General features: G+C 64.2%; 24 protein-coding genes and 1 tRNA gene. 9 read left to right on the top strand and 16 right to left on the bottom strand.

What is annotated here, in order from left to right:
• Window position 1: 1 nt before the first annotated feature.
• From ACFW0B_RS03820 to ACFW0B_RS03780, 9 genes are all read right to left on the bottom strand, one after another.
• Window positions 2–532 carry a cupin domain-containing protein gene (locus ACFW0B_RS03820; protein ID WP_449146624.1) on the bottom strand — a complete coding sequence of 177 codons (531 nt, stop codon included), beginning with the start codon at window positions 530–532 and terminating at the stop codon, window positions 2–4.
• Between the two features lie 13 nt (window positions 533–545).
• Window positions 546–1,307: an SDR family oxidoreductase gene (locus ACFW0B_RS03815; protein WP_449146623.1), complete on the bottom strand. Its 762-nt coding sequence runs from the start codon at window positions 1,305–1,307 to the stop codon at window positions 546–548.
• A 5-nt stretch (window positions 1,308–1,312) separates the two neighbouring features.
• The gene (locus ACFW0B_RS03810; RefSeq protein WP_449146622.1) at window positions 1,313–2,089 is read right to left on the bottom strand and encodes an ABC transporter permease; all 777 of its coding nucleotides are present in this window, start codon (window positions 2,087–2,089) and stop codon (window positions 1,313–1,315) included.
• A gap of 9 nt (window positions 2,090–2,098) precedes the next feature.
• Window positions 2,099–3,091, bottom strand: a complete 993-nt coding sequence (locus ACFW0B_RS03805; RefSeq protein ID WP_449146621.1) for an ABC transporter substrate-binding protein — start codon at window positions 3,089–3,091, stop codon at window positions 2,099–2,101.
• A gap of 37 nt (window positions 3,092–3,128) precedes the next feature.
• On the bottom strand, window positions 3,129–3,980 hold the full coding sequence (locus tag ACFW0B_RS03800) for an ABC transporter ATP-binding protein (RefSeq protein ID WP_449146620.1): 852 nt from the start codon (window positions 3,978–3,980) through the stop codon (window positions 3,129–3,131).
• A gap of 412 nt (window positions 3,981–4,392) precedes the next feature.
• On the bottom strand, window positions 4,393–5,706 hold the full coding sequence (locus ACFW0B_RS03795) for an NAD(P)/FAD-dependent oxidoreductase (RefSeq protein ID WP_449146619.1): 1,314 nt from the start codon (window positions 5,704–5,706) through the stop codon (window positions 4,393–4,395).
• Window positions 5,707–5,803: 97 nt separating this feature from the next.
• Window positions 5,804–7,168 (bottom strand): glutamine synthetase family protein, encoded by a 1,365-nt coding sequence (locus tag ACFW0B_RS03790; RefSeq protein WP_449146618.1) that lies wholly within the window; start codon window positions 7,166–7,168, stop codon window positions 5,804–5,806.
• A gap of 528 nt (window positions 7,169–7,696) precedes the next feature.
• Window positions 7,697–8,329: a response regulator transcription factor gene (locus ACFW0B_RS03785; protein WP_449146617.1), complete on the bottom strand. Its 633-nt coding sequence runs from the start codon at window positions 8,327–8,329 to the stop codon at window positions 7,697–7,699.
• A gap of 22 nt (window positions 8,330–8,351) precedes the next feature.
• A complete protein-coding gene (locus ACFW0B_RS03780) occupies window positions 8,352–10,604 on the bottom strand; it encodes a PAS domain-containing sensor histidine kinase (protein ID WP_449146616.1) in 2,253 nt (750 codons plus the stop codon).
• Window positions 10,605–10,825: 221 nt separating this feature from the next.
• Between ACFW0B_RS03780 and ACFW0B_RS03775 the strand changes: the two genes are divergently transcribed.
• Together ACFW0B_RS03775 and ACFW0B_RS03770 are read left to right on the top strand one after the other, a co-directional pair.
• A complete protein-coding gene (locus ACFW0B_RS03775; protein WP_449146615.1) occupies window positions 10,826–12,448 on the top strand; it encodes an acyl-CoA synthetase in 1,623 nt (540 codons plus the stop codon).
• 83 nt (window positions 12,449–12,531) lie between these two features.
• Entirely contained in the window at window positions 12,532–14,304 is a 1,773-nt protein-coding gene (locus ACFW0B_RS03770; protein ID WP_449146614.1) for an acyl-CoA dehydrogenase C-terminal domain-containing protein, read from the top strand.
• A gap of 62 nt (window positions 14,305–14,366) precedes the next feature.
• On the opposite strand, the gene ACFW0B_RS03765 is transcribed toward ACFW0B_RS03770, so the two are convergent.
• The 3 genes from ACFW0B_RS03765 to pcsA all read right to left on the bottom strand — a co-directional run bounded on the left by ACFW0B_RS03765 (window position 14,367) and on the right by pcsA (window position 16,136).
• Window positions 14,367–14,780 (bottom strand): cupin domain-containing protein, encoded by a 414-nt coding sequence (locus ACFW0B_RS03765; RefSeq protein ID WP_449146613.1) that lies wholly within the window; start codon window positions 14,778–14,780, stop codon window positions 14,367–14,369.
• Window positions 14,781–14,787: 7 nt separating this feature from the next.
• Window positions 14,788–15,228 (bottom strand): carboxymuconolactone decarboxylase family protein, encoded by a 441-nt coding sequence (locus ACFW0B_RS03760; RefSeq protein ID WP_449146612.1) that lies wholly within the window; start codon window positions 15,226–15,228, stop codon window positions 14,788–14,790.
• 185 nt (window positions 15,229–15,413) lie between these two features.
• Window positions 15,414–16,136, bottom strand: coding sequence for a phosphatidylcholine synthase (gene pcsA / locus ACFW0B_RS03755; RefSeq protein WP_449146611.1), 723 nt, complete (start codon window positions 16,134–16,136; stop codon window positions 15,414–15,416).
• A 263-nt stretch (window positions 16,137–16,399) separates the two neighbouring features.
• Here pcsA and ACFW0B_RS03750 point away from each other — a divergent pair, with 263 nt between their 5' ends.
• The 5 genes from ACFW0B_RS03750 to ACFW0B_RS03730 all read left to right on the top strand — a co-directional run bounded on the left by ACFW0B_RS03750 (window position 16,400) and on the right by ACFW0B_RS03730 (window position 19,429).
• On the top strand, window positions 16,400–16,612 hold the full coding sequence (locus tag ACFW0B_RS03750) for a cysteine-rich CWC family protein (RefSeq protein ID WP_449146610.1): 213 nt from the start codon (window positions 16,400–16,402) through the stop codon (window positions 16,610–16,612).
• Entirely contained in the window at window positions 16,612–17,304 is a 693-nt protein-coding gene (locus ACFW0B_RS03745) for a pseudouridine synthase (protein ID WP_449146609.1), read from the top strand. The genes ACFW0B_RS03750 and ACFW0B_RS03745 overlap by 1 nt, the downstream gene beginning before the upstream one ends.
• A gap of 398 nt (window positions 17,305–17,702) precedes the next feature.
• Window positions 17,703–18,584, top strand: coding sequence for an alpha/beta fold hydrolase (locus tag ACFW0B_RS03740; RefSeq protein WP_449146608.1), 882 nt, complete (start codon window positions 17,703–17,705; stop codon window positions 18,582–18,584).
• Window positions 18,585–18,681: 97 nt separating this feature from the next.
• A tRNA-Gly gene (locus ACFW0B_RS03735) sits at window positions 18,682–18,755 on the top strand.
• 185 nt (window positions 18,756–18,940) lie between these two features.
• Window positions 18,941–19,429 (top strand): calcium:cation antiporter, encoded by a 489-nt coding sequence (locus ACFW0B_RS03730; protein ID WP_449146607.1) that lies wholly within the window; start codon window positions 18,941–18,943, stop codon window positions 19,427–19,429.
• A gap of 130 nt (window positions 19,430–19,559) precedes the next feature.
• Here the strand turns inward: ACFW0B_RS03730 and nhaC are convergent, their stop codons facing one another.
• Window positions 19,560–21,053, bottom strand: a complete 1,494-nt coding sequence (gene nhaC, locus ACFW0B_RS03725) for a Na+/H+ antiporter NhaC (RefSeq protein ID WP_449146606.1) — start codon at window positions 21,051–21,053, stop codon at window positions 19,560–19,562.
• A gap of 240 nt (window positions 21,054–21,293) precedes the next feature.
• Here nhaC and ACFW0B_RS03720 point away from each other — a divergent pair, with 240 nt between their 5' ends.
• A complete protein-coding gene (locus ACFW0B_RS03720; RefSeq protein WP_449146605.1) occupies window positions 21,294–21,485 on the top strand; it encodes a hypothetical protein in 192 nt (63 codons plus the stop codon).
• Window positions 21,486–21,590: 105 nt separating this feature from the next.
• On the opposite strand, the gene ACFW0B_RS03715 is transcribed toward ACFW0B_RS03720, so the two are convergent.
• Entirely contained in the window at window positions 21,591–21,926 is a 336-nt protein-coding gene (locus ACFW0B_RS03715; protein WP_190827783.1) for a DUF2388 domain-containing protein, read from the bottom strand.
• 380 nt (window positions 21,927–22,306) lie between these two features.
• Here ACFW0B_RS03715 and ACFW0B_RS03710 point away from each other — a divergent pair, with 380 nt between their 5' ends.
• Window positions 22,307–22,612, top strand: a complete 306-nt coding sequence (locus ACFW0B_RS03710) for a hypothetical protein (RefSeq protein ID WP_449146604.1) — start codon at window positions 22,307–22,309, stop codon at window positions 22,610–22,612.
• 201 nt (window positions 22,613–22,813) lie between these two features.
• Here ACFW0B_RS03710 and ACFW0B_RS03705 read toward each other — a convergent pair whose 3' ends face one another.
• Both ACFW0B_RS03705 and ACFW0B_RS03700 read right to left on the bottom strand, forming a co-directional pair.
• On the bottom strand, window positions 22,814–23,656 hold the full coding sequence (locus ACFW0B_RS03705) for a nitrilase family protein (protein ID WP_449146603.1): 843 nt from the start codon (window positions 23,654–23,656) through the stop codon (window positions 22,814–22,816).
• Between the two features lie 25 nt (window positions 23,657–23,681).
• Window positions 23,682–25,181 (bottom strand): purine-cytosine permease family protein, encoded by a 1,500-nt coding sequence (locus tag ACFW0B_RS03700; protein ID WP_449146602.1) that lies wholly within the window; start codon window positions 25,179–25,181, stop codon window positions 23,682–23,684.
• Between the last annotated feature and the right edge of the window lie 27 nt (window positions 25,182–25,208).

Below are 25,208 nucleotides of genomic sequence, written 5' to 3'. Positions count from 1 at the left end.
CTCAGCGCTTGATGCTCGCCAGAGGGTGCTCCGGCGGATAGGTCGGGGTGATCGGCTTCTTCGCGCCGAGCATCACGCACATCAGCGCGTCCTCGTCGCCGATGTTGATCTCCTCGCGGTACACGCCCGGCGGCACGGAGATGGCGTCGCGGTCGGTGAGGATGGTTTCGAAGCGCTCGCCGTCCTTCTCCAGGATCACTTTGAGCTTGCCGCGCAGAACGAAGAACACCTCTTCGACGTCGATGTGCAGGTGCGGCGGGCCTTCGTGGCCAGCCGGGATCACCATGGTGGAGAAGGTGAAGTGCTCCGACGGAATGGTGTTCATGTCACTGGCCACCCCGGTGCCGCCGGTGCCGATGTAGCGCATCTGCGCGCGACGGAACTTGGGGTCGTAGTCGGCCTGGAACTTCAGCGCGTCCCAGTCGTACTTGCGGGTGGAATAGCGGGCGATGCGGGTGTTGCACCATTCCTCGAAGCTGGCACCTTCGGGGCGGTCCCAGGATTTCGGGCTGTTCTGGTTGAGGTCGGTCATGGGGTCCTCCTGATCAGGGCATGACGAACCCGCCGTTGACCGGCAGGGTTTGTCCAGTGATGAAGCGGGAAAGGTCGGAAAGGGCGAAGAGCACCGCGCCGCAGACATCCTCCGGCACCTGGCCGCGCTGGATGGCGCGCTGGTCGCGGTACAGCTGGTGGCGGGCAGCGGGCACGTACTGGGTGGCCTCGACCTCCACAAGGCCGGGGGCGATGGCATTCACGGTGATGCCGTCGCCGCCCAGTTCGCGGGCCAGGCTGCGGGTCATGGCGATCACCGCGCCCTTGCTGGCGGTGTAGGCCAGCAGGTTGGGCGCGCCCCACAGCGGGGTATCGGACGCCAGGTTGACCACGGCGCCGCGACCGGACTGGCGCAGGGCCGGAAGGCAGGCGCGGGTCATCAGCCAGGTGCCACGCACGTTGACCTGCAGTACGCGGTCGAACATCTCGATCTCCAGCTCCTCGCAGCTCTTGCCGCCGGAGTTGGTAATGGAGGCGTTGTTCACCAGGCCATCGAGGCCGCCAAGCGCATCGACCGCCGCGGCGACGCAACGCTCGATGGACGCCGGGTCGGCCAAATCCAGGGGCAGGCCGCTGACATCCAGGCCTTGGGCGGCGAGTTCGCCGGCGGACTGCACTACGCGCTCTTCGAGGATGTCGGCGATCACCACTCGGGCACCGGCGCGGGCCGCCGCTTCAGCGAAGGCCAGGCCGAGGCCACGGGCACCGCCTGTGACGAGCACGCGGCGACCGGCGAGAAGGGAATTCAGGCTCATGGCGTTCACACCGTGCTCAGGTTGGCTTTGGGCAGATAGTGGAGGACGCGCTTCTCGGCCCAGACCACCGCGCTGTAAGCCAGCACGCCGATCAGGGTGAGCATGACGATGGCCACGAACACACCAGCGGTATTGCCCTGCCCTTCGGCGTCCACCAGCAGGAAGCCGAGACCTTTGTTGCCGCCGACCAGCTCACCCACGGTGACGCCGATCACCGCGAGGGTGGAGGCAATGCGCAGGCCGGAGAACAGCGCGGCCATGGCCGAGGGGAATTCCACCAGGCGGAAGATCTGCCAACGGCTGGCGCTCATGGCGCGCACCAGGTTGATCATGTCCGGGTCGACGGTGCGGATGGCCGAGAGCACGTTGATCATCACCGGGAAGAACACGATCAGCACGGCAATGAGGATCTTCGGGTACACGGTGTAGCCGAGCCACATCACGAACAGCGGCGCGAAGGCCACCTTCGGCGCGATCTGCAGTGCCAGGATGTAGGGCGAGAGCATCGCCTCGGTGGTCGGCGACAGGCCGAGGGCGACGCCGATCATCACCCCCAGCAGGGCGCCCAGGCCGAAGCCGACGATGATCTCCAGGGTGGTGATCGCGGTGTGCTCGACCAGGTTGGCGTTGCGCCACATGGCCACGCCCTCCTCCGCCACGCGGCTCAGCTTGGGCAGGACGAACTCGGGCATGCCGAGCAGGCCGGGGCCCCATTGCCAGCCAGCGAGAAACAGAACCAGCAACGCGATGCTGCCGAGCATGGGTTTGTTCAGGTTGTTCATCGGATCACCTTATTGCTTGGCGGCCACGCCGTCGTTTTCGACGAAGCGGTTGGTATAGAGCTCGTCCAGTGGGGATTCGCGGTTGACGATGCCCTCGCTGACGTAGAACTTGCGGACCTTGTCCAGGCGCTGCGGGTCGATGTGGCCCAGCGGCTGCTGGTTGGCGTAGACGTGCTCGACGTAGAGGCGCAGGACCTTCTCCACGCTGGCTTCCTTGCCCTTGTAGCTGGGCACCGCCTCGACGAAGGTGGCGGCGGCGGCCTTCGGATCATTGATGATGTCGCGCATGCCCATGAGGGTGGCCTTGACCACACCGCCGACCACTTCGGGCTGTTTCTCGATGGCCTCTTCTGAGGCGAGGATGGCCTGGGCCATGCTCTCGAAGACCTCGCTGCTCGGCAGCAGCTTGACCGAAAGGCCTGCATCCTCGGCATTCACCACCCAGTCCGGCACGCCGGCCATGGCCTGGGACTTGCCGGCGGAGAACAACTGCCAGACACCGGAAGGGCCGGCAGCCTGGACTTCCACGTCGGACTTGGTCAGCCCGGCCTTGCGCATGGACGCCAGCAGCGCGTAGTAGGTGGTGTCCGAGTAGGACATGACGGTCATGGTCTTGCCCTTGAGATCCTTCACGCTGTCGATACCCGCCTTGCCGTCGGTGGCGATCATGGTCACGCCGCTGCTGCCCAGCACGGCGACGGCTTTCACCGGCACGCCATTGGCGCGGACGATGATCGGGGTGTCGCCGAGGGCGCCGCCCACCAGGGCGTTGCCGGCGCCGATCTGCTTGGCCACGTCCACCCCACCCTTGCCGGCGACGAAGGTGACGGCGAGGTCCTGCTGGGCGTAGTAACCCTTGTGCTGGGCGATGATCCAGGGCGCGAAGGCCGGCGAGTTCGGCGGCGCCGGCAACAGGTAGGTGATTTCCTTGGGCGCGGCCTCTACGGACACGGCGGCCAGGGCAAGGGAAAACAGCGAGGCGTTGAGCAGGGACTTGAACATCTGCAGCTCCTGTTGGGGATTCAGGTCGGGTGGACGGTCAGTGCAACTCGGAGTCTTCGCCGACCTTGAGCAAGCTCATCAAGCGCCCGGCCAACGGGCCGATTTCCTGGAGCTTGCGGCGTTCGAGGGGGTTATTGCGCAGCGGCAGGTTCACCTCGATTTCCTCGATGATGTTCCCCGGGCGGGCGCTCATGACCAGGATGCGATCGGACAGCGCAATGGCCTCGATCAGGTCGTGGGTGATGAACAGCGCGGTCTTCTGCTGCTCGTAGAGCATCTGCGCCAGGTCCTGCTGGAGGATCATCTTGGTCTGGGCATCGAGGGCCGAGAACGGTTCGTCGAGGAACAGTACCTGCGGGTCGGTGGCCAGGGTGCGGGCCAGGGCGGCACGCTGGCGCATGCCGCCGGACAACTGGAAGGGATAGTGGTCGCCGAAGCCGGTGAGGTGGCACTTGTCCAGCATTTCCCCGGCGATGGCACGACGTTCGGCGGCCGGGCGGCCTTCGATCTCCAGCCCCAGTTCGATGTTGCGACGGATGCTGCGCCAGGGCATCAAGAGGTCCTTCTGCAACATGAAGGACACCTTGCGCACCGGACCGGTAACCCGTTCGCCACCTACGTAGACTTCGCCCTCGGTGGGGGTATAGAGGCCGGAGCCCATGTTCAGCAGCGTGCTCTTGCCGCAGCCGGACGGGCCGATGATGGACACGATCTCGCCACTGCGGATGCTGAAGTTCAGACCTTGCACCGCGACGGTGGGCTCAGCCTTGCCCTTGACCGGGAAGCGCTTGGTGACACCCCGGAATTCGATCTCGACACGGGCCTGTTTCGCCTTGGTCGAGCCTTGCGGCTGTTCTGAGGTGTAGATACTCAACGAGGTGGCTCTCATCTTATTAGTGGCCTCACACTTGTTTCATATACGAAACACTGTTTTATTTATAAAACGTGCATGAGGCGTGCCAGGAAAGTGGCACTCGATGGAGTCTCCTTGTTTCGAGTGTTAAACCTTATTAATCAAATAGTTATGAAGCTTTCCAGAAAATTGGGAGGGAAAATGCCGACCAACGACATCAAGAAGGACAAAACTGCGTTTGGGGAGATTCTGAGCAATTGGGTGATCACTGCCCAATAACGGCCAATGCCCTGCTCCATTCAGTAACACGCGTTGCCGTTCTACACACGAAACAACGTTTCGTATAAGAAACAAGAGATCTTTGCATCTTGATTGGTTCGCCTCTACAAACAGCGGGCAAAAAGAAGCCGGCACAAGGCCGGCTATATAAGGACGCACAACAAATCGGTCAGCGCAGTTTCTCCATCATCTGGTAGTACCACATGCCCACCGCCAGCATGTGGTTGCCCAGGCGCTCGCTCAGCGGTACGCGGATGTGCTGGCACTGGGCGAAGGTATCGAACTTCTCCAGGCTGCCGCTCATGGCGTTGGCCATGACCTCGCCCATGATGTGGGTGGTGGCCACGCCGTGGCCGGAGTAGCCCTGGCAGTACCAGACGTTCTTCGACAACTTGCCCAGCTGCGGGATGCGGTTCATCACGATGCCCATGGCGCAACTCCACTTGAAGTCGATCTCCACGCCTTTCAGTTTCGGGAAGGTGCGCTCGATGCACGGACGCAGCTCCGCCTCGATATCACGGGAATCACGTCCGGAGTAGTTGGCACCACCGCCGAACAGCAGGCGGCCGTCGGCGGTCATGCGGTAGTAGTCGAGCACGAAGCGGCAGTCGTAGACCGCCAGGTCCTGAGGGTTGAGCTGCCTGGCCAGGTCGCCCAGGGGCCGGGTGGTGACGATGCCGCCCATGGCCGGGAAGATCATGCCCTTGAGCTTCTTGCGCTCCAGCTTGTGATAGACGTCGCCGGCCAGCAGCACCTGCTGGGCGTTGATGCGGCCACGCGTGGTGATCACCGCTGGGCGGTCGCCGTGGATGATGTCCTGCACTTCGGAATGCTCGAAGATCAGCGCCCCCAGGCTGGCGGCCGCCCTGGCTTCGCCGATGCACAGGTTGAGCGGGTGCAGGTGCATGTTGCGGGTGTTCTTGATGGCGCCGACGTAGAGGTTGGAATCCAGGTGCTCGCGCACGCCGGCGGCGTCCAGCAGGGTCACGTCGTCGCCCATGCCACGGCGTACCGCTTCCTCGTAGGAAGCCTTCAGTTCGTCCATGTGCGAGGCCTTCATCGCCGCATGCAGGTGGCCATGCTTGAGGTCGCACTGGATGCCGTACTTCGCCACGCGGTTCTTGATGATCTCGTGGCCACGCCAGCGCAGGTACCAGATGAAGTCATCCACGCCGTCGCCAAGGAAGCGGCTCATCTGCTTGCGCATGGCGGTGTCGCCCGACAGGCTGCCGGTCACCTGGCCACCGTTGCGGCCAGTGGCGCCCCAGCCGATCTTGTGGGTTTCCACCAGCGCCACCTTGTAGCCGCGCTCGGCCATTTCCACAGCGGTGGCAACGCCGGTGAAGCCGCCGCCGATGATGGCGATATCGACGCTCACCTCGCCTTCGAGGGTGGGATAGGCAGTTTCCTCGTTGAGGGTCGCGGAGTAGTAGGAAGGCGCGCGTTCAGGGGCGGGAAGTGGGTGTTTGATTGCAGCGGTCATGGGTGAATCCTTCTTGGCCACTGGGGCCTTCAATTCCGGGAAGCGATTCGCGAATGAATTCGCTCCCACAAGCAGAAACGGACAGTCGTTCGCAGGCTCAGGCCTGGTTCAGGTACCAGCGCCAGTCCTGCTCGCCGACCTCGGACATGAACTGGCGGTATTCGGCGCGCTTCACCGCGAGGTAGACGCCGAGGAATTGTGTGCCGAAGGCGTCGCGGGCCCAGCTGGACTGCTCCAGCGCACGCAGCGAGGTCAGCCAGTCGGTGGGCAGCAGTTCCTTGGCTTGGGCGTAGCCGTTGCCTTCCACCGGGTCGCCCGGATCGATCTCTTCGCGGATGCCGCGATGGATACCGGCGAGGATGGCCGCAGCGGCGAGATAGGGGTTGGCATCGGCGCCGCAGATGCGGTGTTCGATGTGCCGGCTGTTGGCCGGGCCGCCGGGTACACGCAGGCTGACGGTGCGGTTATCCACACCCCAGGTCGGTGCCAGGGGCGCGTAGCTGTTGGCCTGGAAGCGGCGATAGGAGTTGGCGTTGGGGCAGAACAGCAGCAGCGAATCCAGCAGGCTCTTGAGCATGCCGCCCACGGCCTGGCGCAGCAGCGGCGTGCCAGCCGGGTCTTCGCTGGCGAAGAGGTTGCGGCCCTCGGCATCGGCCAGGCTCACATGCATGTGCATGCCGGTGCCGGCGATTTCGGCAAAGGGTTTGGCCATGAAGCAGGCCTGCATGCCATGGGCATGGGCCACGCCCTTGACCAGGCGCTTGTAGCGCACGGCCTGGTCCATGGCCTCCAGCGCATCGCCATGCTCCAGGGTGATTTCCACCTGGCCCGGTGCGTATTCGGAAATGGCCGTGCGCGCCGGAATGCCCTGGGCCTTGCAGGCCGCGTACAGGTCGGCGAGGAACGGCTCGATCTGCTCCAGCTCGCGCAGACCGTACACCTGGGTGCTGCGCGGGCGATGGCCGTCAGCGTCCAGCGCCGGTTGCGGGCGGCCGTGAGCATCGCGCTTCTGGTCCAGCAGATAGAACTCCAGCTCACAGGCCATCACCGGATGGTAGCCGTCGGCCTTGAGGCGCTCGATCACTTCCACCAGCACGTGGCGCGGGTCGGCGATGGCGGCGGGCATGCCTTCCTGCGGGTGCATGCAGACTTGGACGGCGGCGGTGGGCATCTTGCGCCAAGGCAGGCGCACCAGGCTGCCGGCCAGCGGATAGGCGCGGCAATCGATGTCGCCCACGTCCCAGACCAGGCCGGAGTCATCCACATCCTCGCCATGCACGGTCAGCCCGAGGATGGTGCTGGGCAGCGGACGGCCGCTCTCGTATACGGCCAGCAGTTCGTCGCGGTGCAACAGCTTGCCGCGGGGAACGCCGTTGGCGTCGAGGATGAAGAGTTCGAAGGCGTCGATATCCGGGTTCTGCTCGAGGAAATCCCGGGCTTCCTGCACGCTGGCAAATTTCATGCGGCTCTCTTTAGTGCCCTTGGGGCACGCAGACGGGCCCTCGCCGTTCGCGGCAAGGGTCGTATTTCTCGTTCTGGGTGGAGGTTGGCCGCAGCGATGGCGGCCGGGCATTCAGGCGGGAGCGCTATCCGGTGGACGAGCGTGACGGCAATGCCAGAGCGCCCAGAAGGCGAGGTCGAGCGGCAGGGAGATCAGGAGATTAGTGGCCCACTTGCGGGAGAACTGGACCGTGGGTGCTACTCCCGGCGCACGGCGTGCGGCGCGAACCAGCCCGAGGGGCAAGGCGGCCAGCAGCGATTGGTGCGCAGGGGAACAACCCATGAGGGAAAGCCGTGTTATTGGAATGCGCTGGAGGCTCGCACGGCGGGATGGGTCAATAAAATTCAGGTTTTTCTATCTTTAGATCAGCGCTGGCTAAACATTATCGACTGGAGCGTTGGCGCGCAGGCTCAGCCTGCGATGAACCCGGGCGCGGCCCTTCGCGAGCAGAGCTCGCTCCTACAGAGGCTCGCTTACGGCTCCTGGCGGTCAACGCAGCTTCAACGGATCCACCAACCCTGCCGCGATGGCCATGCCTACCAGGTCCGGCAAGCGTTCGGCCTGCATGCGTTTCATCACCCGGGAGCGATACAGATCGACGGTCTTCACACTGATATCCAGTTGCTCGGCGATCTCGCGATTGGTGTAGCCCTGCACCAGGGGCAGCAGCACGTCACGCTCGCGCGGCGTCAGGCTGTCCAGGCGCTCGGCGAGCTGGCCCTGCCCTGCACCGGCGCGGCGCTGTTCGGAACGGTTCAGGGCCTGCTGCACACTGTCCAGCAGAAGTTGCTCGTTGTAGGGCTTCTCGATGAAATCGTGGGCACCGGCCTTGAAGGCGCGCACCACAATGGGCACGTCGGCATGGCCGCTGACGAAAATCACCGGCAAGTCGAGGCCACGGCTGCGCATTTCCTCCTGCACGTTCAGGCCGCCCATGCCGGGCATGCGCACGTCCAGCAACACGCAGGCGTCCAGGCTGGCGTCGCACGCATCGAGGAAGTCGCGGCCACTGGTGAAAGGCAGCGTCTTCAGGCCCACCGACTCCAGCAACCAGACCGTGGAATCGAGCATGCCCTGGTCGTCATCCACCACATAAACCACCTGTTCGCCTGCGTTGGCCATCCAATCGCTCCAAGTTCTCTTGTTATTGCAATGGCAGGCGGCAGCGCATGAGCAACCCGCCCTCGCCATTGGACATCCCGTCCAGGGCCCCGCCGAATCCTTCGATGATGCTGCGGCTCATCGACAACCCCAGGCCCAGGCCGTCCGGCTTGCTGGTGTAGAAGGGGGTGAAGATGCGCGCCAGTTCCGCTTCGCCAAGGCCGGGGCCCTGGTCACGGACCTCGATGTCCAGATGACCATCCTGCGCCAGGGCCACCAGGCGGATCACCGACGCCTGGCCGGGATGAGCCTCGCGATTGGCGTCGATGGCGTTGCGCAACAGGTTGAGCAGCACCTGCTCCAGCAGTACCCGGTCGGCGTAGACCGGCGGCAGATTGTCCGGCAATTGCTCCTCGATCGCCACCTGGCAGGCGCCTGCCTCCCAGGCGCACAGGCGCACCGCTTCGCGCGCCACATCCGCCACGTCCAGGGACTGCATGCGCCGCTGGCCCTTGCGCAGGAAGGCGCGCAGGCGCCTGATCACCGCCGAGGCGTGGTTGGCATGCTCGGTGATGCGTTCCAGGCCCTGCGCCACCCGTCCTGCCGCCTCTGGATTGCTGCCCAGGGACTGCAGGTAGCGCTGGCTGGCGCTGGCGTAGTTGACCACCGCAGCCAGAGGCTGGTTGATTTCGTGGGCGATGCCGGACGCCAGCTCGCCCAGGGTCACCAGGCGCGCGGTATGGGCCAGTTCGTCCTGGTGGCGGCGCTGCTGGGCCTCGCGCAGTTCGCGCTCGGTCATGTCGTGGGCCACCAGCGAGTAGTAACGTTCGCCGCCGGCCGCGGTGTGGGCCAGCAGCACCATGGACACCGGCACCGACGCGCCGCCGCCCGGGGGCAGCAGGCGCGAGTCGATGCTCCACACGCCCCGGCGTTCGGCGGTGCTCCAGCCCTCGCGCTCAAGGCGCGCCAGGTCCTCGGTCGGCATCACCTCAGCCAGCGCCGGCATCGTCTGCCGGGGCTCCAGGCCGAGAGCGCGGCGCGCCGCCGGGTTGAGGTAGGTGATATGCCCGGCGGGGTCGAGGAACAGCACCGGGTCGGTATTGGCTTCCACTACCTCAGCCAGGCGCCGGCGGTTCTCCTCGGCCTGTACCCGCGCAGTGATATCGCGGGACACGCTGACCACCTCCACCACGGCTCCCGTGTAGGTTTCGCGAATGGCGCGACTGGCGGTCTCGAACCACAGGTAGTGCCCGCCGCGGTGGCGGATGCGGTAGGTCATGGTGTGGTAGCCGTCCTGCTCCAGGGCGTCACGGGCGCGCTGCACCAGTTGGGCGATTTCCTGGGGATGGAACAGGCATTGGGCGAGCTCGCCGCGCAGCTCTTCGGGCCAGTAGCCGAGCAGGGTCCAGGACGCCGGCGAGGCATCGAGGAAACGCCCCTCGGGGGTGTGGCGAGAGATCAGGTCAGTGGTGTTCTCGGTGATCAGCCGGTAAAGCCGGCGAGCTTGGGTCGCCTCGCGTTCGGCGAGTATCTGCGCGGTGGCCTCGCGGCAGCGCAACAGTACCCGACGCTCCTGCGGGTCGGGGATGTAGGTCCAGATCAGCACACGCTCGCCACACTGGGCTTCCACCTCTTCGATGGCACGGGTCTGGGTCAGGCAGGCGCGTACCAGGGATGAGTGGTTCACCGGCAGGAAATGCACCACCTCGGACAGGGGCAGCTCGCCGAGCATGGCCAGCAGCGCGGCGTTCAGCTCCCGGGGAGCGGCACCTGCGTCCACCAGCAGGCTGGGTTGCGGGTCGTGACCGAGCAGCGGGGACGCCCGCTGCAGCCCATTGACGCTGCCGAGCAGTGCCGCGAGCAGTTCGTGCACCCAGCCCAGCCAGTCCAGTGTTACGCCTTCATGCACCTCCACCAGGAGCAACCCGCGCTGGTCGGCCGCAAGCGCCAGGTCGAAGGCCTGTCCATGGCTGATGGCGGCGCGGCGCAAGCGCCCGGCCAGCCAGCCGTCGAGCCGGCGCAGCTCCTGCAGCGACAGGCGTCCCTCCTCCGCCAGGCGCGCGGCGAGACGCTCGTCGCTGGCCTCCAGCGGATCGCCCTGCCCCGGCGGCAACTGCTGGCCACTGCCTTCATGGCTGTAGATGCGCGCACCGGGTTGCCAGCTCAGGTAATAGGCCTGGCGCACTTCCGGACAACCGCGCAGCGCCCGGCACAGGGCATCGGCGCGGGCCGCCAGGGGCACGTCCTCGCGCTGCAGGCGCAGCCAGGTGTGGAGTCGAACCGGGGTCTGGGTCATGGCGGGTCCGGCGGCTGGGGGTGGGCAAGCATATACTGCTTGGTGGTGGGCTGAAGTTCGCCTTACGAGGGAATCCAGCGCCTTATAGTACAAATACTATAAGACACTAGGATAACTTCCATACACATACGATACCGATATATAAACCATCCCCAGAGAACTGCCGCACCTCCAGGGGAGCGGCGAACAAGAGCTAATAATCAGCCGCCGGGTAACTAGATATGTCGATCTACGATCAGGGCCTTGCCCCTGCCGCCGTCAACCACATCGCCCTCTCTCCCCTGAGCTTCATCGAGCGCACCGCCGCTGTTTATCCCCACTACCCGGCCGTGATCCACGGTTCCATCCGCCGCAACTGGGCAGAGACCTATTCGCGCTGCCGGCGCCTGGCCTCGGCCCTGGCCGGCCGTGGTATCGGCAAGGGCGACACGGTGGCGGTGATGCTGCCGAACATCCCTCAGATGCTCGAGGCGCACTTCGGCGTGCCGATGATCGGCGCTGTACTCAACACCCTGAACGTGCGCCTGGATGCCGAGGCCATTGCCTTCATGCTTCAGCACGGCGAAGCCAAGGCGCTGATCACCGATCGCGAGTTCTTCGATGTGATCCATGCCGCCGTCGGCATGCTCGACCACCCGCTGCTGGTGATCGACGTCAATGACCCGGAATACGGCGAAGGCCAGGCGGTGAGCGACCTCGACTACGAGGCGCTGCTGGCCGAAGGCGACCCGGACTATGCCTGGCAGTGGCCGGAGGACGAGTGGCAGGCCATCTCCCTGAATTACACCTCCGGCACCACCGGCAACCCCAAGGGCGTGGTCTACCACCACCGTGGCGCCTATCTGAACTCCCTGGGCAACCAGATGACCTGGAACATGGGCAACCACCCGGTCTACCTCTGGACCCTGCCGATGTTCCACTGCAACGGCTGGTGCTACCCCTGGACCGTGACCGCTCTGGCCGGCGTGCATGTGTTCCTGCGCCGGGTCGACCCGCAGAAGATCCTCAACCTGATCCGCGAACACCAGGTCAGCCACCTGTGCGGCGCGCCCATCGTGCTCAACGCCCTGGTGAACATGCCCGAGTCGGCCAAGGCCGCCATCGACCACCCGGTGCACGCCATGGTGGCCGGCGCCGCGCCGCCGGCCAAGGTGATCGGCGCGGTGGAGGAAATGGGCATCCGCGTCACCCACGTCTACGGCCTCACCGAGGTCTATGGCCCGGTGACCGTCTGCGCCTGGCACAAGGAATGGGACGCGCTGCCACTGGAGGAACGCGCCAGCATCAAGTCCCGCCAGGGGGTGCGCTACCCCACCCTGGAAGGGGTGATGGTGGCCGACCCGAAAACCCTCGAACCGGTGCCCATGGACGGCCAGACCATCGGCGAGATCTTCATGCGCGGCAACACCGTGATGAAGGGCTACCTGAAGAACCCCAGCGCCACCGAAGAAGCCTTCGAGGGCGGCTGGTTCCACACCGGCGACCTGGCGGTCTGCCACCCGGACGGCTACGTGGAAATCCGCGACCGGCTGAAGGACATCATCATTTCCGGTGGCGAGAACATCTCCACCATCGAGCTGGAAGGCGTGCTCTACCGCCACCCGGCGGTGCTGGAAGCAGCGGTGGTGGCGCGCCCGGACGAGAAATGGGGCGAAACCCCCTGCGCCTTCATCACCCTCAAGGCCGACCAGCAGCAGACCCGTGAGGCGGACATCATCGCCTACTGCCGCGAGCACCTGGCCGGCTTCAAGGTGCCGAAGACGGTGGTCTTCACCCAGCTGCCGAAGACCTCCACCGGCAAGATCCAGAAGTATGTCCTGCGGGACATGGCCAAGAAGCTCTAAGCGGCACGCAGCAGCCATTGAGCCATCCGGCACGGCACCTGCGCCGTGCCTTTCCGCAATCGCAGTAACAGAGGTTCCACGCCATGCCCGACTACAACGCCCCGCTGCGCGACCTGCGCTTCGTCCTGCACGAAGTATTCGACGCCCCGTCCCTCTGGGCGCGCCTGCCTGCCCTGGCCGAGCGGGTGGATGCCGACACCGCCGACGCCATCCTGGAAGAAGCCGCCAAGGTCACCGGGCAACTCATCGCCCCGCTCAACCGCAGCGGCGACGAGGAAGGCGCGCAGTGGCGCGACGGCGTAGTGACCACCCCGGCAGGCTTCAAGGAGGCCTACGCCACCTACATCGACGGCGGCTGGGTAGGGCTTTCCGGCAACCCGGACTTCGGTGGCCTGGGCATGCCGAAGATGCTCGCGGTGCAGTTCGAGGAAATGCTCTACGCCGCCAATTCCAGTTTCGCCCTGTACTCCGCCCTCTCGTCCGGCGCCTGCCTGGCCATCGACGCCCACGCCAGCGCCGAACTGCGGCAGACCTACCTGCCGCCCATGTACGAAGGCCGCTGGGCCGGCTCCATGTGCCTGACCGAGCCGCACGCCGGTACCGACCTCGGCATCATCCGCACCAAGGCCGAACCCCAGGCCGACGGCAGCTACGCCATCACCGGCACCAAGATCTTCATCACCGGCGGCGAACAGGACCTGACCGAGAACATCATCCACCTGGTGCTGGCCAAGCTGCCCGACGCCCCGGCTGGCCCGAAAGGCATCTCGCTGTTCCTGGTGCCCAAGGTCATAGTCAACGCCGACGGCTCCCTGGGCGAGAGTAACGCCGTGTCCTGCGGCTCCATCGAACACAAGATGGGCATCAAGGCTTCGGCCACCTGCGTGATGAACTTCGACGGCGCCACCGGCTGGCTGGTGGGTGAGCCGAACAAGGGCCTGGCGGCGATGTTCACCATGATGAACTACGAGCGTCTGTCCATCGGCATTCAAGGTATCGGCTGCGCCGACGCTTCCTACCAAAGCGCTGTGGCCTACGCCCGCGAACGCATCCAGAGCCGCGCCCCAAGCGGCCCGGTAGCCAAAGACAAGGTCGCCGACCCGATCATCCACCACCCCGACGTGCGCCGCATGCTGCTCAGCATGAAGGCCATGACCGAGGGCGGCCGTGCCTTCGCCTGCTACGTCGGTCAGCAGCTGGACCTGGCAAAGTACGCCACCGATGTCGACGAGCGCCAGCGCGCCGAAGCCCTGGTGGCCCTGCTGACCCCGGTGGCCAAGGCTTTCTTCACCGACACCGGTCTGGACACCTGCGTGCTCGGCCAGCAGGTCTTTGGCGGCCACGGCTACATCCGCGAGTGGGGCCAGGAGCAACTGGTGCGCGACGTGCGCATCGCGCAGATCTACGAAGGCACCAACGGTATCCAGGCCCTCGACCTGCTGGGGCGCAAGGTGGTGGCCAATGGCGGCGCCGCGCTCAAGTTGTTCTGCGCCGAGGTGCGTGACTTCGCCGAACGACCCGGAGCGCCCTTCGCCGCCGAGCTGCTGGATGTCCTGCAACGCCTGGAAAGCACCAGCGAATGGCTGCTGCAACAGGCCAAGCAGAGCCCCAACGAAGTGGGCGCGGCCTCGGTGGAATACCTGCAGCTGTTCGGCCATGTGGCCTACGCCTGGCTCTGGGCGCGCATGGCCGCAGTGGCCGAGGCGCGGCAAAGCGAAGACGATGCCTTCTACGGCGCCAAGCGGGCCACCGCCGAGTTCTTCTTCCGCCGCCTGCTGCCGCGTACTCTGGCCCTGGAAGCCTCTATCCGTGCTGGCGCCGATCCGCTCTTCGGCCTCTCCAGCGAACAGTTCTGATCTTTGAGCGTGGCGCGGCCCGGGTTGTGTTGGGCCGCGTCCTTTTCTGCCTGCTCCTCTGCTCAGGGCTTGTAGGGTTCCAGAAGCGCCTCCTTGTCAGTCTTGAGCACCCACACCACCAGCCTGGCCGGCTTGCTGTCACTGGCATTGCTCGATTGCAGGTGGACACTGCCGGCCGGCTCGTACCAACTCTCGCCGGCCTTGTAACGCTTGGGCGGCTCCCCCTTCAACTGGGAGATCACCTCCCCCTCGGCAACATAGGCGAACACCGAGCCGATATGGCTGTGTGCCACGGAACGCTGTCCCGGCGCGTAGTCGACGGTGAGCAACAGCCCCTGCTTGCCAGGGGCATTGAGCAGGGCCTGCTCCTGCAGCATCGCGACCTTTTCCTGGCCATCGCCGTGGGCGTGGGCGAACTGGCTGCCCAGCAGAGCCAGGCCGGCGGCGAAAGTACTCAGGCGCTTGAGTCCATACATGGCGGAATCACTCGCTGGGTATCTTGCGGAAGCCGACTGCCAGCCGGTTCCAGGAGTTGATGGTGCTGATGGCCAGGGTCAGGTCCACACGCTCGCGTTCGCTGAATTGTTCCGCGAGCTGGGCATAGTCCTCGTCCGGTGCGTGGGTTTCGGCAAGGCGCGTCAGGGCTTCGGTCCAGGCCAGCGCGGCACGCTCGCGCGGTGTGAAGAAGGGACTCTCGCGCCAGACGGCCACCGCATAGAGACGGCGTTCGGTTTCGCCGCGCTTGCGGGCATCCGAGCTGTGCAGGTCGACGCAGAAGGCGCAGCCGTTGAGCTGCGATGCGCGCAGTTTCACCAGCTCAATCAGCGGCTTTTCCAGCGGCAGTTTGCTTACCGCGGCGTCCAGGGCGAGCATCGCCTTGAGGGCTTCGGGAGAGGCGGCGTAGAAATCCAGGCGTGGGGTCATTGGAGCATCCTCAGGTTGGGAAGGGACGCCTCCACGCTACTGCCGGCGCGGCTTTCGACCTACGGCCAATTACCCCGAATAGCAGGTGGCCAATCTGCTGAGCGAAACCTGGGAAGGAGACACGACTGTGCGAATTCATTCGCGAATGAATTCGCTCCACAAAAAGTAAAAGGGAAAACGGGCGCTCAGGCCTTCAGCTTGTGGGTCCAGTCCAACAGGCTGCGCCACAGGCAGATGCCGACGAAGTACGCCGACGCCAGCCACCAGATGCCCAGCACCAGCGACTTGTAGAAGGGGTGCTGGAGGATGAGGAGCATGCTGCTGATCATCCACACGAAGGTGACCACGATGTTCAGCGGCATCAGCTTGCGCACCCGGAACGGGTGAAGGAATTTCAGCTTGGTCAGGGTCAGCGCGGCGAGGACGCAGATCAGCAGCAGGCTCACCACCGCCGGCGGTTCGATGATCCAGATGTACAGCGCCACCACGTTCCAGGCCGCGGGGAAGCCGACGAAGTAGTTGTCGCTGCTCTTCATGTTCTGGTTGCAGAAACAGAACAGCGACGACACCAGGATCAGGCTCACCGCCACCAGCGCCGTGTGCTCCGGCAGGTCGATGTAGCGGTAGATGAAGATCGCCGGGATGAACACGTAGGTGAGGTAGTCGATCACCAGGTCCAGTGTGGAACCGTCGAAGTTCGGCAGCATGGTGCTGGTCTGCACGCGGCGCGCGAGCGTGCCATCGAGGCCGTCGACCAATAGCGCCGCACCGAGCCAGAGCAGGCAGTCGCGGGGCTGGTTGTCGAACAGGGCAAGAATGGCCATCAGGGCCAGCACGACGCCGGTGGCGGTGACGCCGTGAGCGGACCAGGCCTTGGCTTTGTTGACAGCAGTGATGTTGGTGGACACGAGGCAGCTCTGCTCAGAATGGTGGGTGACGGAATCGATAGACCGCGAATATGCGTCAGCTTCTTCGCGGCCCTCAGACTTTTGTGAATCCGGCCAGGTCGCTTTCGGACTTCTTCACCTTGCATATTCGAGCCTAGGCCATCCGCGCCGGACGGCAACGTCCAGCACTGCACGATCATCGGGAAACGGCGCGCATCGGCCCGGACTTGCAGCCAGGCCCGCAAGGCTGCACCCTTGCGCCCTTTCCGCCGCGAACCGCCGTCATGAGCACCCCGTCCGATCCCACCCGCTGCCCGCTGTGCGGCCAGAGCAACCAGTGCACCCAGGCCGATCCCGCTCGCGCCGGGGAGGCATGCTGGTGCTTCACGGCGAAAATCGACCCCGCCGCACTCGAACGCATCCCCCCGCCGGATATCGACCGCGCCTGTCTCTGCCCCCGCTGCGCACAGGCGCTGCCATCCGATGCACCAAGCTGATGCGCCTTGATCGATTCTTGAGCAATTTCGCCGAATTCAGCCGCCTCGACGCGCGCCTGCTGCTGGCCGCCGGTCGGGTCCGGGTGGACGGCCAGCCGGTCACTGACGGCCGCGTCGAAATCCGCGAGTTCAATCGTGTGGAACTGGACGAGCGCATGCTCCAGCCCGGCAAGCCGGCGCGCTATTTCATGCTCTACAAGCCTGCCGGTCACGTCAGCGCCACCGAGCACCCGGAGCATCCCACCGTGCTCGACCTGCTCGACGAGCCCGACAAGCACGAGCTGCACCTGGGTGGGCGCCTGGACCTCACCACCACCGGCCTGCTGCTGATCACCAACGACGGGCACTGGTCACGCCGGCTCACCCTGCCCGGCAGCAAGCAACCCAAGGTCTACTACGTGGAAACCGAGCAGCCCATCGAGGCCGAGTACATCGAGACCTTCGCCCAGGGGCTGTACTTCGCCTTCGAGGACCTCACCACCCTCCCCGCCCAGCTGGAAATCCTCGACACCCGCGCCGCCCGCCTGACCCTGCACGAGGGTCGTTATCACCAGGTCAAGCGCATGTTCGGCCACTTCCGCAACCGCGTCGTGCGCCTGCACCGCGAGAGCATCGGCCCGCTGCGACTGGACCGGCACATGCAGCCAGGCGACTACCGGCCGCTCACCGCCGAAGAAGTGGCCTGCTTTTAGCTAGGAATAATGCGAGTCACATCGGAATCGAATAAACCGACGAACTGCAAGAATTTTTCCTTTCAATGAGCTTGCGGGGGTAAAGAGGCCCTGCTTAAATCGAACCAAAGGTCAGAGCGTGACCAAAGAGTCACGACGACCGTCTAAGCGTTCCCTGCGGTTTCCTGTGCATTGCACTCGTAGGTTCCCTGCCTGGTTAGAAGACCCTGTCCGTCGCCCTCCAAAGCGCCGGTTCCCGCCGTCTTTTCTCGACCTAACCGCTTGAAATATAAAGAATTTTAAAAATCTCCGTCTGACATTCGATTGTCATCGAAAGACGTTTTCCTACTGCCATGACTTAGCGCGGGCCAAGCCGTTGAAAGGGCCCGCATGACCCATCTGCGCCAGGAGGAAACGACATGAGGCCGGAAACCGCCATCGTCGAGATTCACAGCCAGTACAAGGTTCACACGGAGTTCTACGGCAACCCCCAGGCCAGGGAAACCATCATTCTGATCAACGGCTCCTTGTCGACGACCGCCTCGTTCGCGCAGACAGTGAAGTACCTGCAACCGCACTTCAACGTGGTGCTTTTCGACGAGCCCTATGCCGGCCAGTCCAAGCCGCATAACGACAACACCCGCTTCATCAGCAAGGAGACCGAGGCCGACATCCTCCTGCACCTGATCGAGCACTTCCGGGTGGATTACCTGATGTCCTTCTCCTGGGGCAGCGTTTCCGCCCTGCTCGCCCTTGCCCAGTGCCCGGCGCGGATCAAGAAGGCCGTGGTGACCTCCTTCTCGCCCATCATCAACGAACCGATGATGGACTACCTCACCCGTGGCCTGGACTGCCTCGCCGCCATCGACCGCGACGCCGTGGGACACCTGGTGAACAACACCATCGGCAAGCACCTGCCGGGCCTGTACCAGCGCTTCAACCACAAGCACTGCTCCAACCTGGACGAGCACGAATACCTGCAGATGCACTTCCACATCCGCCAGGTGCTCAACATGGATTCGCGCTGCTACGTGGATTGCCTGGCCAACGTCGACATCCCGCTGCTGTTCATCAACGGCGACCGCGACGAATACACCTCTGCCAAAGATGCCCGTCACTTCGCCAGGCACGTGCGCGATTGCCAGTTCGCCGTCATCGACAACGCCGGGCACTTCGTCGACGTCGAACACAAGGCAGGCTGGCTGCAGACCCAGCAGGCGATGCTGGGCTTCCTCAAGTCCACGGCCACCAGGGGCATGGCTCGCCCGCAGGTCGCCGACTACCAGGCCATAGCCGTTTGAACGCGTGGCCGCCCGGGCAGGTGCAAGTATTTTCAGTAACTTGTGACTGCCCCGGGCTTCACCTTGCGCATCGCTTCTGGTAAAAATGGCACCCGTTGCGGGCGTCGTATAATGGCATTACCTGAGCTTCCCAAGCTCATGACGAGGGTTCGATTCCCTTCGCCCGCTCCAGAATTCTCAAGACCTCCAGCCTTTCCAACGACGCCAGCGCTAAAACTGGTGACAGTTTTGATGACAGTTAAGCGCATCACAAGCTAGCGAAACTGTCACCGATTCAGCGGCGAACTCTCTCCCGATTCAGCCAAGCACTCCCTACCCACAGGGGGTCTCCCTGTTTCTTCGGGCACAAAAATCGCATGGATCTATCGCTTTCCATCGCGATCGGTTCCAGTGTCCAGGTAGCCCTGTTCGTCGCACCGGTCCTGGTGCTGGCCAGCTACGGCATTGGTGCGCACCCGATGGACCTGGCCTTTTCCGGCGGCCTGGTGCTGAGTGTCCTGCTGGCCGTCCTCATTACCGGCCAGGTGGCAGGCGATGGTCGCTCGGATTGGCTCAAGGGTGTGCAGTTGCTGGCCGTCTACCCATTCTCGGTCTGGCCTACTTTTTCACGCCGGACGCGTCAGTCAGCTGATCACTCCCGAAGCAAGAACTGGTCAGCCACTGGCCAACTTATGGCCCATACCGTGCAAAAAACGCATCGGGTGACCAATAGCTCGATGTTGGGTGGTTATGTGGTCAAATCCGTCGCGCAGCTCAAGGGCAGTGACTTGTTCGTAGCGGATGCGGATGGAGTCGGCCTCAAGATCAACAGGACGCATGGCGGCAGCAGAGGAAGCAGGGAGTGAGCTGCTTGGCAGCTGCCGATCTACCCACTTCCCTGAATGCCAACTCGCTCTTCCCTTGAGTTCGCGAAGAACCCACTTTTCTGCAGCCCATGCGCGGGCAATCCAGCCATGCACGATCTGCCGGCAGGCATCAGCCCCCTGTGCCAGCCTGGGGCGGCCGTGCCGAACCATGTCCGCTGACAGAGCGTAGTACGCGAAAACCCAGGGCCGTGAACACCACGGTCAGCAACGGGCTCAGCAGATTGAAGAAACAGAAGGGCGCAAAGCCGATGACGGACACGCCCAGCGCGGCCGACATGTAGGCGCCGCAACTGTTCCAGGGAACCAGCGCAGAGGTGACTGTGGCGGAGTCATTCACCACCCGGGAAAGCATCACCGGCGCCAAGCCCCGCTCCTCAAAGTTTTTCCGGAACATGCGCGCGGGCAACACAATGGCGATGTACTGGTCGGAGGTCAACGCATTGGCGGCCACACACGATCCCACCAATGCCATCACGGTAGCGGTCACCGACTTCGCCTTGTTGACCAGGGGGGTGATCACCCGACCAAGCAGGCCGGTGCGCTCGACAATTGCGCCGAATGCCAGTGCCGTCATGATCAGCCAGATGGTGGTCATCATGCTGGACATGCCGCCCCGGGTCAGCAGCCTGTCCACGCGGGGGTCGCCGCTGGAAATGTGGTACCCGTTGGACAGTGCCTCCCATACACCTTTGAGCTGCTGCAGTGCCGGGTGCAGGCTGGGATTGTCGGCCAACGTGGTGACCGCCTGGGGCGTGAGGATGACTGCCATCACGCCACCCGCCAACGCGCTCATGAAAATGGTAACGAACGGCGGCACTTTGCATAGCGCCAGCACCAGCACCAGCAGCAAGGGAAGAAACGTCCACAGCGAGACGGTGACCTTTTGTTCCAGCTCGCTCAAGGCAGATTGCGTATCGAAGCTCTCGGGAGATCCCAGCAAGGTAAATCCGACAAGGGCCAGCAGCAGAGAAGGCACCGAGGTCCACAGGGATTCCTTGATATGACTGAACAGCTCAGAGCCTGCCGCAGCAGTGGCCAGGTTGGAGGCGTCAGACAGCGGCGAGGCCTTGTCGCCAAAATAGGCACCGGAAATTACCGCGCCGGCGGTGATTTCGGGCGACAGCCCCATGCTTTGGGCAATGCCCACCATGCCGATGCCGATGGTGCCGGCCACGGTCCAGGAGCTGCCGATACTGAGGGCCGCCACCGCACAGATGAGGCAAGCGGTGGCGTAAAAATAATGGGGGTTGAGCAGCTTCATGCCGTAATACACCATCGAAGAAATGGTGCCGCTCATGGCCCAGGTGCCGATCAATGCGCCAACCGCCAGCAGAATGAACATGGCCTGCAGGCCTGTGCCGATGCCTGCCACTATGGCTTCCCGGATGTCTTCCAGAGCTATGCCGTTCTTGTAGCCGATGAGTGTGGCAATGACGCCGCAAAACATCAGCGCAATCTGGTTGGGGCCGGAAGACGCGCTTTCGCCAAACAGGTAGTAGGAAGTGCCGAGCAGGACAACGAGGCCCACAATGGGCAGCAGGCCATCCATGAGCGAGGGTTCACGTACAGATCGAGGGGCAGCAGGCTTTGCTTCTTCACTCATGTGTAATTGCACGGGGCCTGGCTGCACTGGCAGAGTGCAGTCACCCTCATACCCTTGTGTGATGGTCTGGTGAAACGGCGACTGGCCGCCGTGCTTTTTCGAAGCATAGACCGGATGGCGACAAATCGTTCCGCTCTGCAGCCCGCGTTGAAGCGTGCATGGAGGCCGGGGTATCAGGCTTGCACTCGGTGGACTCGAGGCTGAGCATGGGCCTGATTCCTGTCAATTGCGGCCACTCGTATGCCCAGTCATATCCTCATCCGCAACGACCTGTCGGTGGATGTCGTCTACGACCGCTATACCTGCTCCGATCAATTCGCCGGGCAAAACTTCGCCTGCCTGATCGACCTGCGGGACAAATCCCCCCATATAGAGCTGAGTCTCCCCCACTCCGCCGAAGTGCGGGTGTTGCCGCCCGTGATCGGTCAGTAGGTCCACAGACCGGAAAAGAAAACGCCGAGTCCATTCAGGAGCTCGGCGTTTTATTCAGGCGCGGTAGACCTGCGTTACCCCAGGACGGTCGGGTGTCGGGGAAGGTCAGCGGGGTTCGGCGGCCAGGATCGCGCTGGCCAGTTCCAGATCGCTGCTGCCTTGCAGTTCGGGGTTCTGCTGGCGCAGCCGCTGCAGTTCTGCTTCGAGGTACGGGCCGCGAATGGCGCCGTCGCTGGCGATGAAGCTGCTGGCGTCATCCTTCACCGGGCCGACGAGTTTGTCGTCGCCGCCGCTGGTGATGTAGCTGGAAGCGGTGGTGGCGCCGGTGGAGATGAGGTTACGCAGCAGATCGTCGTGATCGTCGTGGTCGTGCTTGGCCACGGCGGACGCAAAGGGAACAGCGATCAGTGCGAGGGCGGCAGCGGTGTTGCGGACACGCATGGTGACTCCTTGGTGTTTGCGTTTCCCCTCAGAGTGCGGACGCTGAAACGAGTTCCAGCGCCCGCCCGACATTTCTCCAAACCCTCCAGGCGCTGTTTTTCCGTTCGTCGCGGCAAGCGCCGCCAAGTCAAAAAGCATTGATCCAGGTTCGGTAAAACCGGCTCTCTCGCGTGGAAGAATGTTCGCGTTTCCACGCTGTGCCCCGTACCGGGTGTCGGGTCATGGCCGACGAACCTGGGAAGAAAACAGCGCTGTACTAGACTGCTCCCCTGCTGTTTGGGCGGGTTCAGTCAGTCGTCGTCTCGCACGGTTTCACGTCACTGCTTTTTGTAATCCGCGGGTCAGGGAGGGCCGACCTTTCGAAGGAAGTGAGCGTTTCCATGTCCAACAACAAGTGTCTGATCGCCGCAGCCCTGACCATCGTGGCCGGCTTTTTGTCTACTGCCCAGGCCGATGAATCGGCCATACAAGCGCACTGCCAGAGCAAATGGAGTGGCGATGCCATGCGCAACTACTGCGTGGAGGACCAACGCAGGTCCGCCGAGGCGATTGCCGGATACAACGGACCGGTCCGCAGCCGCTGCGAGTCCGACTGGGGCAGCGACTTCCACATGGTGCTGTTCTGCATCCGGGAGCAGGAGAGCCCCTCCCAGGCTGCGTTTTCCAGCGTGGCCCGGGACCAGTAGATTTCCCCCGGAACAAGAAAAATCCCCGCAGTTCGGTAATGCTGTTCAGCCAGGCCCCGCCAACAGGGTGCAGCTGTTGTTGTAGGAGCGAGCTTGCTCGCGAAGCGTTCCGGGAATCGCCCATTCGCCAGCAAGCTGGCTCCTACAGTGTTTCCCCGGGAGCGGGAGCACCCCGTTGCCCTTGGCGGAGAGCGCTTGCACCTACAACAGCCCGCCGGCCCGATACAGTGCAGGGCGCCGGTCGTCGTGCAGGTGGTTGTGCTGGCTGATGCGCTTGTTGCGGGCTTCGTCCAGCTTCAGGGTGGCGATCAGGATCTGCTCGCCGCCCTCTTCCGCCGGTCCGGCCAGCGGGTAGCCATCCGGGTCGACGATGACCGAGCCCTGCACCCAGTTCACGCCGCGCTCATTGCCATGACGGTCGCAGGCGGCGATGAACAGGCGATTGACCGCCGCATTGGCCTGCACGCGGATCACCTCCGCCGGCCGCTCGATGGGCGGGCGCGGACCGTCCGGCCAGTTGACCGGCGCACACAGCAGGTCGGCACCGGCCAGCGCCGGCAGGCGCACCCATTCCGGGAATTCCAGGTCGTAGCAGACCATCACGCCAATGCGCCCGAAGGCGGTTTCCACCACCGGCGGCTGTTCGTTGCCGGCGGTGAAGATGGCGTTTTCGGCATCCCACAGATGCGCCTTGCGGTAGATCGCGCGCACGCCGGTGGCATCCACCAGTGCGGCGCTGTTGGCGACACGCTCACCCTCCAGGCGCTCGCAGAAGCCGCCGACGATGACGATGTCCAGCTCGACAGCCAGCGCCTGCCACAGTTGCAGGGCCGGCCCGTCCGCCGCCTCGGCCAGCGCCAGCGCTTCGGCGAGGTCGTGGAAGACATAGCCGCTTTGCACCAGCTCCGGCAGCACCACGACTCGCGCGCCTTGCAGCGCCGCCGCGCGGATGGCCCGCTCGGTGAGGCGGCGGTTGTGGGCGAGGTCGCCGACTTTCGGTGCCAACTGGCAGCAGGCCACGGCGACGGTTCGGGATGCATTCACGGGTGGGTACTCCCTGTTGTCAGGTTCACGACGCCTGGCTTGCGTCAGATCGGGCCACGGCGAGGATGTCGCGTTCGCTGATGGCATCGATGATGCGGCGCTCGGCTTCCAGGTCGAGCGAGCGACTGAGGATGAAATAGGTCAGCCCGGAAACCACCAGCCCCACCAGCCAGGCGATATCCACACCGTCCAGCAGGCGCGCCATGGGGCCGACGAAGACTTCCTCGCCCGCCGCCGTATCGAAGATGAAGAAGAACGGCACCATGCACACGAAGCCCACCAGATAGGACACGATGCCGCGCAGCTGCCAGGCGCCGTACATGCCCTTGGGCGTGAAGAAGTGGGGAATGGCATAGCGGCCCTTGCGCACGAAGAAGTAGTCCACCAGGTTCACGGCGGTCCAGGGCACCAGGAAGTAGAGCATCAGCACCAGGAAGGTATTGAGGATGGCAATGCCGTTGCCGCGAATGGACAGCACGCAGGCCAGCAGTACCAGGGTGATGGTGAGGATCGACAGCACCCGTGCGCGCGGTGTGGGGTCGATGCGGCGGACCGAGTCGATCCCGGTGAGCAGGGTCAGCATGGCGCTGTAGGTGTTGAGGGCGATTACCGGCAGGAAGCCGAGCACCGATACCAGCACCAGCAGGTTGCCCAGCCCCGGCAGGAGGGCGCTGCCCACGCGGTCCAGCGCCACCAGCGCATCGGAAGCCTGCAGCAGTTGGGCCAGCCAGGCGCCGAGGCCGATCATCCAGCCACCGGAGAGCGAAGCACCGAGGAATACGGCGGCGATCAGCTTCGCGCGGCTGGTGTTCTTTGGCAGGTAGCGCGAGTAGTCGGAAACATAGGGCGCATAGGAGATGTTGTAGCTGGCGGCGATGGCGAACTGCGTGGCGAAGGCGACCCAGCTGAAGCCGAGGCTGGCCGGCTCGGCGGCCTCGGTCTGCCCGGCGCCGAACAGCAGTGCGATGGTCACCAGCGCATAGAGCGGCAGGGTCAGCATCAGCGCCCACTTGAACGCCTTGTGCATCAGGTCATGGCCGTAGATCGACAGCAGCGCGCCGACGGCGATCACCCCACAGGCCACCGGAATCGGATCGATCCCGAAGACCTTGTTCAGGCCGTCGATGATCAGGGTGACGTTGACCACGTTGAAGCCGACGAACACGAACAGGGTCGCCAGCAGCGCCAGCACCACGCCGCGATAACCGAATTGCGCGCGGGACTGGATCATCTGCGGCAATCCCATTTCCGGCCCCTGGGAGCCGTGGAAGGCCATGAACAGGGTGCCGAACATGATGCCCAGTGCGCCGGCCAGGGTTGTCCACAGGGCGGACAGGCCGAGGGCGGGGCCGACGAAGCCGATGGAAATGGTGAAGAAGTGGAAGTTGCCGAGGAACCAGAACGGCCCCTGGCTGCCGAGCCGGGCATGGCGCTCCGATTCGGGGATGTAGTCGATCGAGTGGCCTTCGATGGCCAGGCCGCCGCCGGCTTCGGCTGCGTGCACGGGCTGGGTGGACCCTGGCATGGGATGCTCCTTCGCTCCTGGTCGAGC

The organism is Metapseudomonas phytobenefica (assembly GCF_043392685.1).
Lineage (GTDB): Bacteria > Pseudomonadota > Gammaproteobacteria > Pseudomonadales > Pseudomonadaceae > Metapseudomonas.
Note: the sequence above shows the minus strand (reverse complement) of the source record. Positions and strands in the feature narration are given on the sequence as shown.